Consider the following 14124-nt stretch of genomic DNA (forward strand, 5'->3'; position numbering starts at 1 on the left):
GACAGTCACCCTATCTAATCCAATGAACTCAGTACTCGTCACCTCCACCGGCGAAAGCACCGGCAAGACAGCAATCACGCTGGCACTCGGACTGCTCGCACAGGAACGCGGCCTCGACGTGGGCTACATGAAGCCCAAAGGGACGCGCCTCCAGTCCAGTACGGGCAAGACGCTCGACGAAGACCCCATGCTGGCGCGCGAACTCCTCGGCCTCGACGCCGAGATGCACCAACTCGAACCCGTCGTCTACTCGCCGACGTTCATTCAGGGCGCGATTCGCGGGCGCGAGAGCAACGAAGAACTCTCCGAGGTCATCTCGCACCACTTCGACGACCTCGCCTCCGACAAAGACCTCATGCTCATCGAGGGCGGTGGCTCCTACCGAACCGGCGGCATCGTCGGCCTGACTGACCCCGACGTTGCCGAATTGCTCGACTCTGACGTGTTGCTCGTCGCCGACTACAAGGACTCGTCCGACCTCGACGACGTCGTCGCCGCCGTCGAAGACATCGGTAGCGACCGTCTCGCAGGTGTCGTCTTCAACCGCGTCTCCGACGCGATGTACGACGAACTCGAAACCGACGTCGCGCCGTTCCTCGAAGCCCGCGGCATCCCGGTCATCGGTGTACTCCCCACCGAGAAAGACCTCGCGGGCGTCACGGTTTCCGACCTCGCAGACGAACTCGGCGCAGAACTCGCAACCGACGCCCCCACCGACGCCTTCGTCGAGCGATTCCTCGTCGGCGCGATGGGCGGCGACGCGGCACTTCGCTACTTCCGACGCACGAAGAACGCCGCCGTCATCACCGGCGGTGACCGCGCCAACATCCAGCGCGCGGCCCTCGAAGCCCCCGGCGTCAAGTGTCTCATCCTCACCGGCGGTCACCGACCAGTCGGTGCCGTCATCGGTAAAGCCGAAGAAAAGCGCGTGCCCGTCCTGATGGTCAACGGTGACACGCTCTCTGTCACCGACCGCGCAGAAGATATCGTCAGCACCGGTCGTACCCGCGACGAGCGAACCGTCCAGCGCATGCGTGACCTCATGTACGAACACACCGACATCGACGCCATCATCGGCGGCATCTCGCCGTCTGACGACTGAGCGCACCTGCTCGCTGTCGTCGATTCTATTCTATTCTCTTCGAAGTCCTCCGACACTACGTGTCGCTTCGTCGCGTTCGCTCGTACTCGTTGATAATCGTCGGAATGATGACGCCAGTCGTGAGTAGCGCGAGCATTCCGAGGGAGAACTGCCCAGTCACGTTCTCGACGCCGTAGGCAATCGGGAGGGCCGCCACGACGAACAAGATTGTTATTAAATTCTCGCGCGGAGCCATACCACTGCTTGGCGCGTCAACCGAATAATGGCTTGGGCGCGTGAGCGCTCTTGGTCGCCAGTCCGAGATCCGCATCGGACACGGTTAGGAAACAACAGGCCTCGAGGCGGGTGAGACGTACAACTTTTGAAGAATATAGTTCGACCAGTACAATCTTCACAAGACGTAATATGTTGGTAACATAACCCTCTTCGATGGTTGGTGTTCCGCCGTTTCCAATAGTCCTCCTTGTCTGTGTGACAGTGCTGGCATTCTCTGTGGCGGGCACCTTTATTCACCGACGAAGCGACCGCCCCGGCGCGAGCGAACTCAGCATGCTCCTTCTCGTCTGCGGTGCGTGGAGTGGGTTGTACGCTCTCATCCTGTCGTCCACATCTGAACAGGAGATGACATATCTCCTTCGACTCATGTACGTCTGTATCGCCGTTACACCGGCGCTGTGGTTCGCGTTTGCGACGGCGTTCACAGGGTCCAGACAACTTCCGTTCGCGGGGTGGGTGGTCGCTGGTGGTATCACGGTCGTACACCTTTCGTCCGTGTTACTGTGGCCCGCCGTGCGCGCGACGTGGGTCAGTATCGAGGTCATCTCGATTGGCGAGTTGTCAGCGCTTTCGACGACGAAAGGCCCGTTGTACTACGTCTTTTTCGTCTACGCGTACACCATGCTGCTGTGGGGGGCCGCGAAGTTAGCTCGTCACGTCATGGCGACGCGGGAGACGTCCCGATATCAACACCGCCTCATCGTTTTCGCGCTGTTGGTCGCGCTGGTACCCAATGCGGTGTACCACGTGAATCTCTTGCCGACCAAGTTCGACCCGACGCCGTTCGCGTTCACCATCTCGACGCTCCTCTTCGTGGCGGCCGACCGGCGATTTCAACTGTTCATCGTCCACCCACTGGCCCGAGACGTTGCACGCGAACACGTCATCGAAGAGATGGGCGACGGTGTCCTCGTCGTCGACCGGTCCAACGTCATCACCGACGTTAATCCGGCGCTCGTGGAGGCACTCGATATCCCACTGCGGCATCTCGTCGGGACACAACTCAGCGCGGCGGCACCGACACTCGCGCGCCAAATCGATTCGCGTACCGAAGAACAATCGAACTTCCACCACGCCGAGACGGACAAAACCTACAACGTGAAAGTCACGCCGTTCTCACGCCCCGGAAACGATATGGGTGGCAACATCATCACCCTCCACGACGTGACGGCAGTCCGCCAACGTGAAGAACGACTCGCGGTCCTCAATCGAATCCTTCGTCACGACATCAGAAACGGACTCAACATCATCGACGGCTACGCAGAACTCGTCGTCGACGACGAGACGGACACCGAGGAGAGACAGACCAGCGCCGAACGAATCAAGGATAGAAGCGAGGAACTGCTCGAACTCGCCGAGAAGATACGTGCTATCGAGAAGGGACTCGACCATCGTGGCGACCGAACGCGTCTTCAGTTGATGGAGACGCTCCAGCAGGTCACGACTCGCGTGAATCAAGATTGGCAGCGTGCATCAGTTTCGCTTTCGGGACCAGAGCAAGTTGATGTCCTCGCCACATCCGCGGCCGAATCGCTCTTTTACAACCTCATCGAGAACGCCGCAGAACACGGTGGCGAGTCACCGACGATTTCGGTGGCAGTGACGACAGGCGACGAGTGGGCGATAATCTCCGTCAGCGACGACGGGTCGGGAATTCCACAGGACGAAATTTCGGCAATCAAAACCGGGGAGACGCCGCTTCATCACACCAGTGGGATTGGACTGTGGTTGGTCACGTGGCTCGTTCGGCAGTCCGGAGGGACCATCGACTTCGACGTAGACGAGACTGGGACGACAGCGACAGTACGCCTGAAACTAGCTCCGGCGGAACCCACCGACGCGGACGCACAAGCCGAATCAAGCGACCGTTAACACTGCCAGCCTGTTTCGGTCGAATTCAGTCGTTCTGCGCCGTCTTCGGTCACGACGACGAGGTCTTCGATTCTGACGCCGAATTCGTCGGGGAGATAGATGCCCGGTTCGATACTGAAGACGTTGCCAACGGCGAGTTCGCGGTCGCTGTCGGCGACGATGTAGGGTTCTTCGTGAACGTCGAGGCCGACACCGTGGCCAGTTCGGTGGATGAACTGGTCTCCGTAACCCGCGTCTTCGATGACCTCGCGGGCGGCGCGGTCGATATTGCCAGCAGTCACGCCGGGTTCGACAGCTTCGATAGCGGTCGCGTGGGCGCGCTCGACGACTTCGTGGACAGTCTCAAACTCGGCTGGAGGGTCGCCGCCGAAGACGACCGTTCGCGTCTGGTCGCTCGGGTAGTGGTCTACGCGAGTGCCGAAGTCGAGGACGACGGGGTCGCCCGCTTCGATGATTCGGTCGTCGTACATGTGGTGCGGCATCGCCCCGTTCGGTCCCGACCCAACGATAGGGCCGAACGGGATACCTTCACCACCCGCTTCTTCGAGCAACCGTTCGATGTGGCGTGCGAGTTCAGTTTCGGTCATGCCGATTGCGTCGTCGCCCATCTCACGGAGGCGTTCGACAACTGCGTCTGCAACCTCGCCAGCACGGCGGAGTGCGTCGAGTTCGGCGTCATCCTTCTGGGCGCGAAGGGGCGCGACTACGGTACTTGCGAGGCCGAATTCCGTGTCGGCTATGGCCGCCCGCAGGTCGTGGGTGAACCGCGCCCACATCGTATCGTCAACGAGAACGTGTCCGTCACTGAGCCCGAGGTCAGAGACGACGGCTTCGGTGGCGGCTTTCGGGTCGTCGTCGTCGCCCCACGTCCGAATATCGCTCACCCACGACTCGGCGCGAACCTGTGTCTCGTAGAGTTCGGGAACGAGAAACACGGGCTCTCCCTCGCTCGGGAGGAACAAGAAGAGATGGCGCTCACCCGGCGACTCGTCAAATCCCGTGAGATAGTAGAGATTCTGGCTCGGAAAGAGTACGAGCGCGTCGATGTCTTCGCTCGCAAGTCGTCGCTGACAGGCGCGTACTCGTCGTTCGAAGGGCGTCATACACGTGGCTACGCAGGGGGTGAAAAAAGTGTGGCCGGTCCAGCCCAGGGAGTCTCGTCGGTCTCGCGTTAGGCTCCGAGGTCCAGTGGGTCGTCCAACTGTCCCGTGATAGATTCGAAGGCGTCAGAGGCAGTGACGAGTCCGATTATCTCCTCGGAGTCGGGGTCACGAACCATCGCCAATTCCTGATTCTCCGCTTGGAATCGGTCGATAACGTCGCTGACCGACAACTCAGCCGAGACGACGAGCGGCGGGACGGCAACGTCTTGGATACTCCGGTCACCCGCTTCGAGGCGGTCGATTGTAGCGAGTACGGTCGGAGCGTAGACGACGCCACGAACGTCGTCCAGCGAGTCACCGACGAGAGGAAACCGCGAGTGCTGTGGGTTGGTTTTGATTCGCTCGAGCGTCTCGTCGGTCGATGAGTTGGTCGAGAGCGCGAGGACGTCGTCGGCAGGCACCATCACGTCTCTGACCGGTAAACCACCGATACGGAGCGCGTTGAGGACCTCTTCGCGGCGTTCGTCGGGGAGCGACCCACGAGCGAGTACGTCGCCCATCTGACTGCGGAGTTCGCTCCGCGAGAGGCGGCCCTCTTCACCTTCTCCTTCTGCTTCGGCTTCCTGCCACGAGCGCGTGATTTCGACGCCGAAGACGCCGAGAATCGTCTTGGCAAGCCAGTCGGCGAGAGTGATGACGGGGTACATCAGCTTCGCCCATCCGTAGAGGACCGGTGCTGTGTACTTGGCGACGGTTCGCGAGCGCTCGACGCCGAGGTACGTCGGAATCTGCTCGCCGATGACGACGTGGGCGAGGTTGATGAGCGCCAGCGACAGAATCACCGATAGCCCGGTGTGCGAGCCACTTCCGCCGCCGCCGAGAAAGACGTCGAAGACGGCCGCAAGTGCCGGTTCGGCGACGACACCGAGGCCGACGCTGGCAATCGTAATCCCGACCTGACATCCTGAGAGATAGACTTCGAGACGCTCTGTCATCTCCCAGGCGAGTTCGAGTCCGCGAGAGCCCTCGAACTTCGACTGGTCGAACTGGGGCACACGCGTCATGGCGAACTCCGAGACGACGAAGAAGCCATTTGCGAACAACAACACGACGCCGCCGAAGAGACGGAGTGCAGTCTCGACACCTACCATATGAGTGTCCGCGTTTCGAACTCGATGCCCCTGAGGTTGTCGGCCACGACGTGATGTTGTGAATCGTCAAAGAATTATTTTAAACGTTAAAATGTGCCGTAACAACTATGTTTCTCTCGTCCTATCAAAATTTGGTATGCGTCAACAAAGCAGACGTTCCGTCCTGAAGTTGAGTGGTGCCCTCCTCGGTAGCCTCGCGGTCGGTTCGAACGTGGTGGCAGCAGCGCGAACAGACCGATTCATCGTCGAGACGAAGAATGCCAGTGTCGCGGACTTGCGACGTGCTGGATTAGACGTCGCCTACGACCTCTCTGCGACCGGTGTCGCCGTCGTCGAAGGGAGTGAGTCCAATCTCTCGTCGGTCACGACTGCGTATGCACCCGACGTGGAGATTCATCTCGAGACGCCAGCCGTGAACGACGCCGTTCCGGCGGGTGCGACCGACGAACCGGGATACGGCATCCAGTGGGACAAACAGAGTCAACAGATTCCCGACGTACACGACGTCACTCGCGGTGCAGGTACTCGCGTCGCTGTCATCGACAGCGGCGTCGCCGCCGACCACCCGGACCTCGAAGCCGCCGTCAACGAAGACCTCTCGCGGAACTTCACCGCAGACGACTTCGGTTCGGGAGTTCCTGCGGGTGGCGACCACGGAACCCACGTCGCAGGCATCATCGCGGGCAACGACGCCAACGGAACGGGAATCGTTGGCTCTGCCCCCGAGACGGAAATCGTGGATTGTCGCGTCTTTTCGACCGCAGCAGGTGCGTCGTTCGCCGACATCCTCGCGGCCATCGTCTACAGCGTCGAAATCGGCTGTGACGCCGCGAACCTCAGCCTCGGTGCCTATCCGGTTCCGCGTCAGGAAGAAGGCCAGTTCTACGGCAAGGTGCTGAACAAGACGATGACCTACGCGAACAGTCAGGGAACGGTTCTCGTCATCTCCGCCGGAAACGACGCCGCAGACCTCCAGCACGACGGGAGCGTCATCAGCCTCCCCAACGAGGGCGCGGCGGCGCTGAGCATCAGCGCGACCGGTCCGAAAGGGTTCGCGTTCGACGCAGGTGACGTCGAAGAAGGCCCCGAGAGTCCGGCGTTCTACACCAACTATGGAACCAACGCCATCGACCTCGGCGCGCCCGGTGGTGACGCCTATCTCCCGGCTATCGAATCACACCCGAACACGTGGTTCTACGACCTCGTGTACAGCACTATCTCCGTTCCCGAATACGACGAGAACGGGACGTACGTCGATTCGACCAACAGCTATGGCTGGAAGGCAGGCACGTCGATGGCCGCCCCACAAGTCGCCGCTGCGGTTGCGCTCGTCCGGTCGCTCGACCCCGACCTGAACGCCGACCAGGTCAAATCGAGACTCAAGCAAACCGCGAGCGTCCCCGACGGATACGACAAGTCGTACTACGGGGCCGGACTGCTCGACCCACTCGCAGCAGTCAGCGAGTAATTCGCGTTACTGCGGTCGATTTCGACACGCGAGTCGAACGAGACGCAATTCGTGTCTCTTTAAAAACATAATCTCCCAAACAACTTTATTGGGTTACGCGTCGCACAGTTATGCATGAGTTGGCACGCAATCGATGCGCTCGAAGATGCCCGTGACGCGACAGCGTCGCTCCTCCTCCCGGTAGATATCGGGCGATGGGCGCGGCTCGCACTCATCGCACTCTTCGTCGGAAGCGTTGGTAGCGGCGGTGGTGGCGCGAATGTAAGTAGTTCAGGCGGGACGCCAGTCGATGGTGGAACCGGTGGGTTCGGACAGACCGGAGATATCCCGGTCGATGCACTTCCCACGTGGGTGACACCCGAGAGCGTTTTCGCGCTTATCATCGGCCTCGCCGTCTTGGCGTTCCTCGTCGGCCTCGTCTGGACGCTCGTCGCTTCGGTGATGGAGTTCGTCTTCGTCGATGGCGTCGTCTCGAAAGACGTGCGCATTCGCAAGCCCTTCAGAGAACGCCTTGGACTGGGCCTACGGTTGTTCGCCTTCAGACTCGGGATTATCCTCGCTGTCCTGCTGTTCATCGGCGTTCCAGCAGCCGCGTTAATCGTCGGCGGCGCGTCCATCTCGGCGTCGATATTCCTCTTCGCCATCCCGCTGATATTCCTCGCGATACTCCTGTTCTTCGTCGTCGCGCTGGCACTCCAGTTGACGACGGACTTCGTCGTCCCGACGATGATTGCCGAAGACCGGAACGTCATCTCGTCGTGGCGCCGCGTCGCACCACTGTTCCGCGCCGAGTTCTCTGAGTTCGGCCTGTACGTGTTGCTCCGGTTCGTCCTCGGAATCCTCGCGAGCATCGCAATCGGCATCGCCACGGCGCTGGTCCTCCTCGTCGTTGCGATTCCGTTCGCCATCGTCGCAGGAGTAATCGTCCTCGGCTTGGCCGCCGTTCAGGTCTCGATGTTCTCGACTGTTGGACTGGTCTTGCTCGGCATCCTCGGCGTGCTGTTCGTGGCCGCCGCAATCGCGACCGCCGCGTTCGTCCAGATGCCCGTCGTGACGTACTTCCGGTACTACTCGCTGTTCGTCCTCGGCCGTGCGGACGAATCGCTCGACCTCGTATCGGGATTCAGAAGCGAAGACGACTCACCCTCGACTGAGGGTGCCGCACCCGCGTAAGCAACTTTCGCTGTTTCTTTTTAGGCTGTCGACGGGCTGACGGCCTCTCGGTCTACTCGTGCGAGCAAGATGAGAATTGGAATCATCAGCAACCCGCCCGCGACGAAGGGTGCCCAAAAGGCGATTCCCGTGTAGAGACCGCCAGCGAGCGCCGGGCCGAACGTCCGAGCAAGACTGCCTGCGCTCTGTGTGAGGCCAAACGCACCACCTTGCTCGTCGGCCGTCGCCGACCGCGAGACGAGCGTGTTCAACGAGACGTTCGTGAGCGCGTTTCCGACCGAGAGCGGCGTCATGATAATCAAGAGCGCAATCACGCCCGGTGGAAGCGTCGGGCCGAACGAAACGAGGTTTCCAGTCGAGGGGAGGACCGCACCGAGAATGGGCGAGAACGGCACTGCCGCGAGCATCACGACCTGAATAGCGACACCAGTCAGTGCGAGCCAATATTCGCCGAAGCGCTCGGTCAGCGGGCCGATAAAGCCACCTTGGACGATGGCGATGACGATGCCGATGTAGGTCAAGAGAATCGCGTTCTCGGTCGCACCGTAGCTGTACTGGTCGTTCGTCAGGAAGATGAACTGGCTTTCGAGCGCCGAGAAGGCAAACGAGACGAGGAAAAACGAGATGATGAGCGCGCTCAGTCCGTGGGTCCGAAGCGCAGACACGAGCTGTTCGAGACGCGACTCGCGCTCCTCGGAGACGACCGTGCGCGCTTCTGGTGGCCTCGATTCGGGGAGAATGACGTACGCGGCGACGAGGTTCAGGCCGGTGATAACGGCAGCCGCAAAGCTCGGTAGTGAGAACTCGGAGACGGGGACGAACGCCGGAAGAAGCGAGCGTGCGCCCGAAACGACGGGTTCGCTGGCGAAGAACCCCCCGAGCGCCGGGCCGAAGACGAACCCAAGACCGAACGCCGCCCCGAGCAGTCCAAGGCCCTTCGCGCGGTCCTCAGGAGGCGTTATATCGGCGATATAAGCTTGGGCAGTTGCGATGTTTCCGCCCATCGCACCGGCCAACATGCGTGCCGCAAAGAGGACCGCCAACGACCCGGCGAGACCGAACATCGTCCACGCGATGACGCTCCCAGAAAGTGACAGTAAGAGGACGGGCCGTCGCCCGCGAGTGTCGGAGAAGCGACCCAGAACCGGGGCCGCGAGGAACTGCATCGCCGAATACGAGGCGATGAGCAGACTTCCGACGAACTCTGTCGCACCGAACGAGAGGGCGTACAGCGGGATGACAGGAATGAGAATCCCGAACCCGAGCAGGTCAACGAAGACGATGACAAAAACCACGCCGAGGGCGCGACGTGGGTTCTCGACAGACATTGATAGAGCGGTTGGTCGGCGGTCGAATAACCACACCGGTCTCAATACGGCAGTAAGCGGTCATTAATTAAGATGCTGAAATTCCTCTATCTGGATATGTCATTCGAGTGGGTGTCATACTTTCACTGTCACAACTGCGGGCTTGCAAAGTCGTCAGTAGACATCCCATACGACCGATTGGGCTACGCAGTCTGCCCATCGTGTGGGGTGACGACCGGACCGACAGTCCGCAAGTTTGCAAGCGAGTTGCCAGCGTTCTGAGCGCCCGTGTGGAGATGGATAGCCACAAGGCGGCCGCAGGCGACGTGTGCGTATGAGCTGGACCGAAGTCCGTCGAGACGAGCGTATCGTCGAATGGGAACGAAGCGATGGACACGCAACGATTCGCATTCGCCAGGGGCCGAAGGGCTGGCACGTTCGATTCGATAGACTCCACCAGTCGCCCGAAGGACGTGGCTACGACACGGTGCAGTGTTCGGACGAAGAATCCGCCGACGAGACTGTTGCCGAGTGGAAAGCAAAGTACGACGTCGAATAGCCCCAGATGGGAAACTCGGTTAGTAGTGGCCGAGGACGCCTTTCTTTCGCGCCCGTGTCGTGAGCGAGCGGAATACCAGATAGCCGACGGCGACGTAACCGACACCGACGACGACGAGTACTACGAGGTCGGTTACGGGAAATTCCCAGAGACGAACACCGTCCGTCATCGCCCGCTGGAGCATGTAACTTCCTTGCGCGAGTGGAAGCATTCTGAGGATAGGCAGTTGTTCGACGGGGGCGGCCGCGAGGCCGACGAAGCCGAACTGCAAGAGCCCGAAGATACTGTTGACACGCTTATAGAGCAGGGCTAACCCGGCCATTGCGAACCCGACACCGACGACTGAAGCGAGTGCGAACGCGCCAAGCGGGACGATCGTCAGAACGTCCACCGAGAGCGAGTTGCCGGTCGTCACGAGCATCAACGCGAGAATCGCCCCGCCCCACAGGAGGCTAAACGCGATGTTTACAATCGTCTTGGCGGCCATGACGTGTCCGAATCCCTGCGGGGCCATGTAGAGCTGTTCGAGCGTCCCCCACTGTGCTTCTCGCATCACTGCGCCCGCGAGGTCCTGATAGGCCGAAAACGCCATCGTGACGAGGAAGTAGCCGACGATGAGCGAATCGAGTGAGTCGTCGAACGCGGGGCCAGCGACCGTTCGCCCGCCGAAGAAGAGGAAGACGAAGAACGCGTAGATACCGAGGAGCGCGCCAAAGGTATTGATGGGATAGCGTTTGAGGAGGATGAACTGTTTTCGCGCCACCGCGCTCACGAGAACGGCAAACGCTCGGGTGTCGGCTGCCACGCTCACGGCGACACCTCCAGCGCGTCGTCTCGCTCTTGTCTCGTCAATCTGAGGAACGCCTCTGTCAGGTTGGGTTCGACGGTGTTCACCGAGACGAGTCGTCCGCCGTCTGCGATGCACGAGGCAGTCAGTCCCGGGAGTTCGTTTCCGTCCTCCAGTGCGACGACCAGCCGCACTCGGTCACCCTCGCGGTCCCACGATTCGACGGTGTACTGCGAGCGAATCGTTGTCTCGGTCGAATCCGAGAGCGGGCCATCGACGATGATTCGAACCGCGCTGGTTCGAAAGAGTTCCACGAGGCCGGTCACGGCGTCGTCGGCGACGATTTGGCCGTGATTGACGACGATGACGCGGTCACAGAGGTCTTCGATGACGCTCATGTCGTGACTGGTGAGCATGACCGTCAGTCCACGCTCGTCCGCGAGTCGCCTGAGTTCGCGTCGCAAGTCGAGCGAACTCTCCACGTCGAGGCCGAGCGTCGGCTCGTCGAGGAAGGCCACGTCGATGTCGCGGGCGAGCGCGCAGGCGAGTGCGACTTTCTGTTTCATCCCGCGCGAGAGTTCGTTGACCACGTCGTCGGCGCGGTCCAGTAACCCGAGTTGCGAGAGCAAGTCGTCGTGGCGTTCTCTGACCGCCAGGTCGCGTGCGGAATCACCTGCGAGGCCAGCGAAGAACGCGAGGTTCTCGCGGACGGTCAATCGCCAGTAGACGTTTCGTGCGCCCTCTAGGGTCGCGCCGACGCTCCGATAGGCCTGTGCCGGGTGGTCGTGAACGTCGATGCCGCAGACGTGGACCTCGCCCGCTGTCGGGACGAGCAGTCCGAGTATCGCTTTCAGCATCGTCGTCTTTCCAGCACCGTTGGGGCCGAGGACACCGACTATCGTTCCTGGAGCGACAGAAAACGAGACGTCATCGACCGCGACCACGTCGCCGTATCGTTTGGTGAGGTTGGAGACTTCGATAACGGGGTCGGTCATTGCAACCGTTGGGTACGCTCCACCAGCGGGTGTCGAGCGTAGTCCACGATGTCGATATCGGCAATCGACGAGAGACCTTCCTTCTCGGCGGTTCGCTGCATGCCGAGTTCGATGGGGTCGTCGATGACGATGACGTAGGCGTCCATCGTCTCGATGCCGACCCTGTCGGCGGCACAGACGCGGTGGTGGCCGTCGGCGAGCAGAACCGCGCCGTTGTTGTCGATGACGACCAACGGCTCGGCCAGTCCGCGTTCGAGTTCGTACTTTCGGCCTTCGAGTTCGTCGGCATAGACTCGCGCTTGCGTCGGAATCAAGTCCGAGAGCGAAACCGTGCCGCGTTCTTGGTGAACAGTGATTCCGTGAATCTGTTCGAGCGTTCGCATGAGTTTCCCGACCTTCTCAGGTGTGGCGCGCTCGATTTGACTCCGAATCACGTCGGTATTCGAGATGATGCCGACGAGGTTTCCCGCGTCGTCCACGACGGGGAGTTTCTGAATCCCAGAGCGGAGGATGACGCGCGCGGCGTCGTTGACGTCCATCTCCGGGTGGGCGACGATGAGGTCCGTCGCCATCACGGAGTCAATCGTCGTCTCTTCGTCCTCCAAGAGGATGTCGCGGGCGGTGACGAATCCCTCGACTTTCCGGCCCTCACAGACCGGAAATCCGTTGTGACCGTCGCTCTCGACGATGCGGCGGGCCACATCAGCGACCGTATCACTCGGTGAAACTGTCTGCACCTCGCGTGTCATGTACTCCTTGACGGTCGCTTTCGCACTCATCGCTCCGAGGTAGGGCGACAGACGGCAAAAACATGTGGGCCCCGCTACTCGTCGAGCGGTGATTCGAAGGTCACGTCGGTGTCCAAATCGAGGGCCGCCGGTGCGTGTTCCAGCGTCTCGAAGATGCGTCCAGCGACGATGCCCGTGACGATGGTCGCCAGTGACTCCCTCGAATCGTCACCCACGTCGTCGAGGATGCCGAGTGGAATCTGTGCGCCCGCCATGTCGGCGTGGCCACCGGCGCTCCCGATGGGTGCGAGCGCGTCACGAAGCACTTCTCCGAGGTCCACGCTCGACCCACGAGAGCGACCCGAGACGTACACAGTTCCGCCCATCAGGCCGTAGACGATGGAGATGTCGATATCCTCCATGTCGATGAGGTGGTCGGCCGCTTGGGCGAGGGCGTCGCGGTCACGAATATCGCCGACGTTGGAGATGAGGACGTTTCCTCGAACGTCGCGGTTGGCGATGCTCCGTGCGAGCGTCTCCATCGTCTCCGGCGTCATGCTCGGACTCTCGACGCGCTGGAGAATGTCCGTATCGACGTTTGGGATGAGGAACGATGCCGCCTCGAAATCGGCGGTCGAAACCTCGCGCGTGAAGTCCTTCGTATCGACGCGAATCCCGAACAGGAGCGCCGTCGCAACGTCGCTGTCGGGAACCATGCCGAGACGGTCGAGATACTCGGTCAAGAGCGTACTCGTCGCCCCAACGTCCTGTCTAAGATCGACGTAACTCGCTTCGACCGGCGCTCGCGGGGGGTGGTGGTCGATGACGATATCGATGGGTGTATCTTCCGGCATGCGGTCGTTCACACCCGGTCGCGAGTGGTCAACGAGCGCGACACCGCCGTACTCGTCTTCTCTCGGTGGTTTCGAGAGGACTGTCAAATCCAGATTCAGGAGATTGACCATCGCGCGGTTCTCCTGATGCGAGATGTCGCCGAAGTAGCACGGGTCACTCTCGACGTTCGCTCGCTTTGCAATCGCCTGCAACGCGATAGCGGAGGCGATTGCGTCGGGGTCGGGATTGTCGTGCATCACGATTGCGAGGCGGCCATCGAGGTTTCGAAGCACCCGCATGAGGCGACGAATCCGACTCGTATGGGAGTTCCCGGCCATCCCCGTGAGGCGCTCTGTCAGTTCTCCCCACGGCTCGATGATTTTGTCTGCCACCTGTTCGAGTTCTGCGGCTACCTCCGGTGGGGTGTCGATAGGGCGGTAGACGAGGAGAAATGCGTCGGGAAAGTGTTCTCGCGCGGCGAGCGCGGCATTTCGGTTGGTCCGTGGGCGTCGCCCGGCGACGATGACGATGTCGGCCTCTTTCGGATAGGTCTTTGGGTCCGTCGGGTCGCCTTCGGTCGCCGCGATACCGTCGGCACGATAGTCTTCGGCAAGCCCGCGTCGGTTGGTGATGACCGTGAGTTTCCCCGGACGGTCGACGAGACCATCGACGAGGTCACTGCCGACGGGGCCGCACCCGAGAACCAGGCGACGTACCATACTTTGAGGTTAGTCTCGGGTGGGAAAACCCTACCGTCATTTCGACGCGA

At 61.1% G+C, this 14124-nt stretch carries 14 protein-coding genes; 6 read left to right on the forward strand and 8 right to left on the reverse strand.

Annotation, left to right across the window (positions count from 1 at the left end):
- Positions 1 to 22: 22 nt before the first annotated feature.
- Positions 23 to 1102: a phosphotransacetylase family protein gene (locus ACK509_RS03980; protein WP_410765198.1), complete on the forward strand. Its 1080-nt coding sequence runs from the start codon at positions 23 to 25 to the stop codon at positions 1100 to 1102.
- Positions 1103 to 1157: 55 nt separating this feature from the next.
- Here the strand turns inward: ACK509_RS03980 and ACK509_RS03985 are convergent, their stop codons facing one another.
- The gene (locus ACK509_RS03985) at positions 1158 to 1337 is read right to left on the reverse strand and encodes a hypothetical protein (protein WP_410765199.1); all 180 of its coding nucleotides are present in this window, start codon (positions 1335 to 1337) and stop codon (positions 1158 to 1160) included.
- A 194-nt stretch (positions 1338 to 1531) separates the two neighbouring features.
- Between ACK509_RS03985 and ACK509_RS03990 the strand changes: the two genes are divergently transcribed.
- Positions 1532 to 3250, forward strand: a complete 1719-nt coding sequence (locus tag ACK509_RS03990; protein ID WP_410765200.1) for a histidine kinase N-terminal 7TM domain-containing protein — start codon at positions 1532 to 1534, stop codon at positions 3248 to 3250.
- On the opposite strand, the gene ACK509_RS03995 is transcribed toward ACK509_RS03990, so the two are convergent.
- The gene (locus tag ACK509_RS03995) at positions 3247 to 4353 is read right to left on the reverse strand and encodes a M24 family metallopeptidase (protein WP_410765201.1); all 1107 of its coding nucleotides are present in this window, start codon (positions 4351 to 4353) and stop codon (positions 3247 to 3249) included. The genes ACK509_RS03990 and ACK509_RS03995 overlap by 4 nt on opposite strands.
- A gap of 68 nt (positions 4354 to 4421) precedes the next feature.
- On the reverse strand, positions 4422 to 5504 hold the full coding sequence (locus tag ACK509_RS04000) for a CNNM domain-containing protein (RefSeq protein WP_410765202.1): 1083 nt from the start codon (positions 5502 to 5504) through the stop codon (positions 4422 to 4424).
- Positions 5505 to 5640: 136 nt separating this feature from the next.
- Between ACK509_RS04000 and ACK509_RS04005 the strand changes: the two genes are divergently transcribed.
- Both ACK509_RS04005 and ACK509_RS04010 read left to right on the forward strand, forming a co-directional pair.
- Positions 5641 to 6972, forward strand: coding sequence for a S8 family peptidase (locus tag ACK509_RS04005; protein ID WP_410765203.1), 1332 nt, complete (start codon positions 5641 to 5643; stop codon positions 6970 to 6972).
- Between the two features lie 114 nt (positions 6973 to 7086).
- A complete protein-coding gene (locus ACK509_RS04010; RefSeq protein ID WP_410765204.1) occupies positions 7087 to 8145 on the forward strand; it encodes a hypothetical protein in 1059 nt (352 codons plus the stop codon).
- A 20-nt stretch (positions 8146 to 8165) separates the two neighbouring features.
- Here ACK509_RS04010 and ACK509_RS04015 read toward each other — a convergent pair whose 3' ends face one another.
- Entirely contained in the window at positions 8166 to 9473 is a 1308-nt protein-coding gene (locus ACK509_RS04015) for an MFS transporter (RefSeq protein WP_410765205.1), read from the reverse strand.
- 96 nt (positions 9474 to 9569) lie between these two features.
- Between ACK509_RS04015 and ACK509_RS04020 the strand changes: the two genes are divergently transcribed.
- Entirely contained in the window at positions 9570 to 9734 is a 165-nt protein-coding gene (locus ACK509_RS04020; RefSeq protein WP_410765206.1) for a hypothetical protein, read from the forward strand.
- 52 nt (positions 9735 to 9786) lie between these two features.
- A complete protein-coding gene (locus tag ACK509_RS04025) occupies positions 9787 to 10011 on the forward strand; it encodes a hypothetical protein (protein WP_410765207.1) in 225 nt (74 codons plus the stop codon).
- Between the two features lie 19 nt (positions 10012 to 10030).
- Here ACK509_RS04025 and ACK509_RS04030 read toward each other — a convergent pair whose 3' ends face one another.
- From ACK509_RS04030 to ACK509_RS04045, 4 genes are read right to left on the reverse strand one after another with little or no spacing between them, the layout of a single operon-like run.
- Positions 10031 to 10822, reverse strand: coding sequence for an ABC transporter permease (locus ACK509_RS04030; RefSeq protein ID WP_410765208.1), 792 nt, complete (start codon positions 10820 to 10822; stop codon positions 10031 to 10033).
- Positions 10819 to 11793, reverse strand: coding sequence for an ABC transporter ATP-binding protein (locus ACK509_RS04035; RefSeq protein WP_410765209.1), 975 nt, complete (start codon positions 11791 to 11793; stop codon positions 10819 to 10821). Before ACK509_RS04035 ends, ACK509_RS04030 begins: the two co-directional genes overlap by 4 nt.
- Complete coding sequence (locus ACK509_RS04040; protein ID WP_410765210.1) at positions 11790 to 12572, reverse strand: CBS domain-containing protein; 783 nt, start codon at positions 12570 to 12572, stop codon at positions 11790 to 11792. Before ACK509_RS04040 ends, ACK509_RS04035 begins: the two co-directional genes overlap by 4 nt.
- Positions 12573 to 12616: 44 nt before the next feature.
- Positions 12617 to 14074, reverse strand: a complete 1458-nt coding sequence (locus ACK509_RS04045; RefSeq protein ID WP_410765211.1) for a DHH family phosphoesterase — start codon at positions 14072 to 14074, stop codon at positions 12617 to 12619.
- Positions 14075 to 14124: the final 50 nt, after the last annotated feature.

The organism is Haloferax sp. DFSO60, from assembly GCF_046557615.1.
Taxonomy (GTDB): Archaea; Halobacteriota; Halobacteria; order Halobacteriales; family Haloferacaceae; genus Haloferax.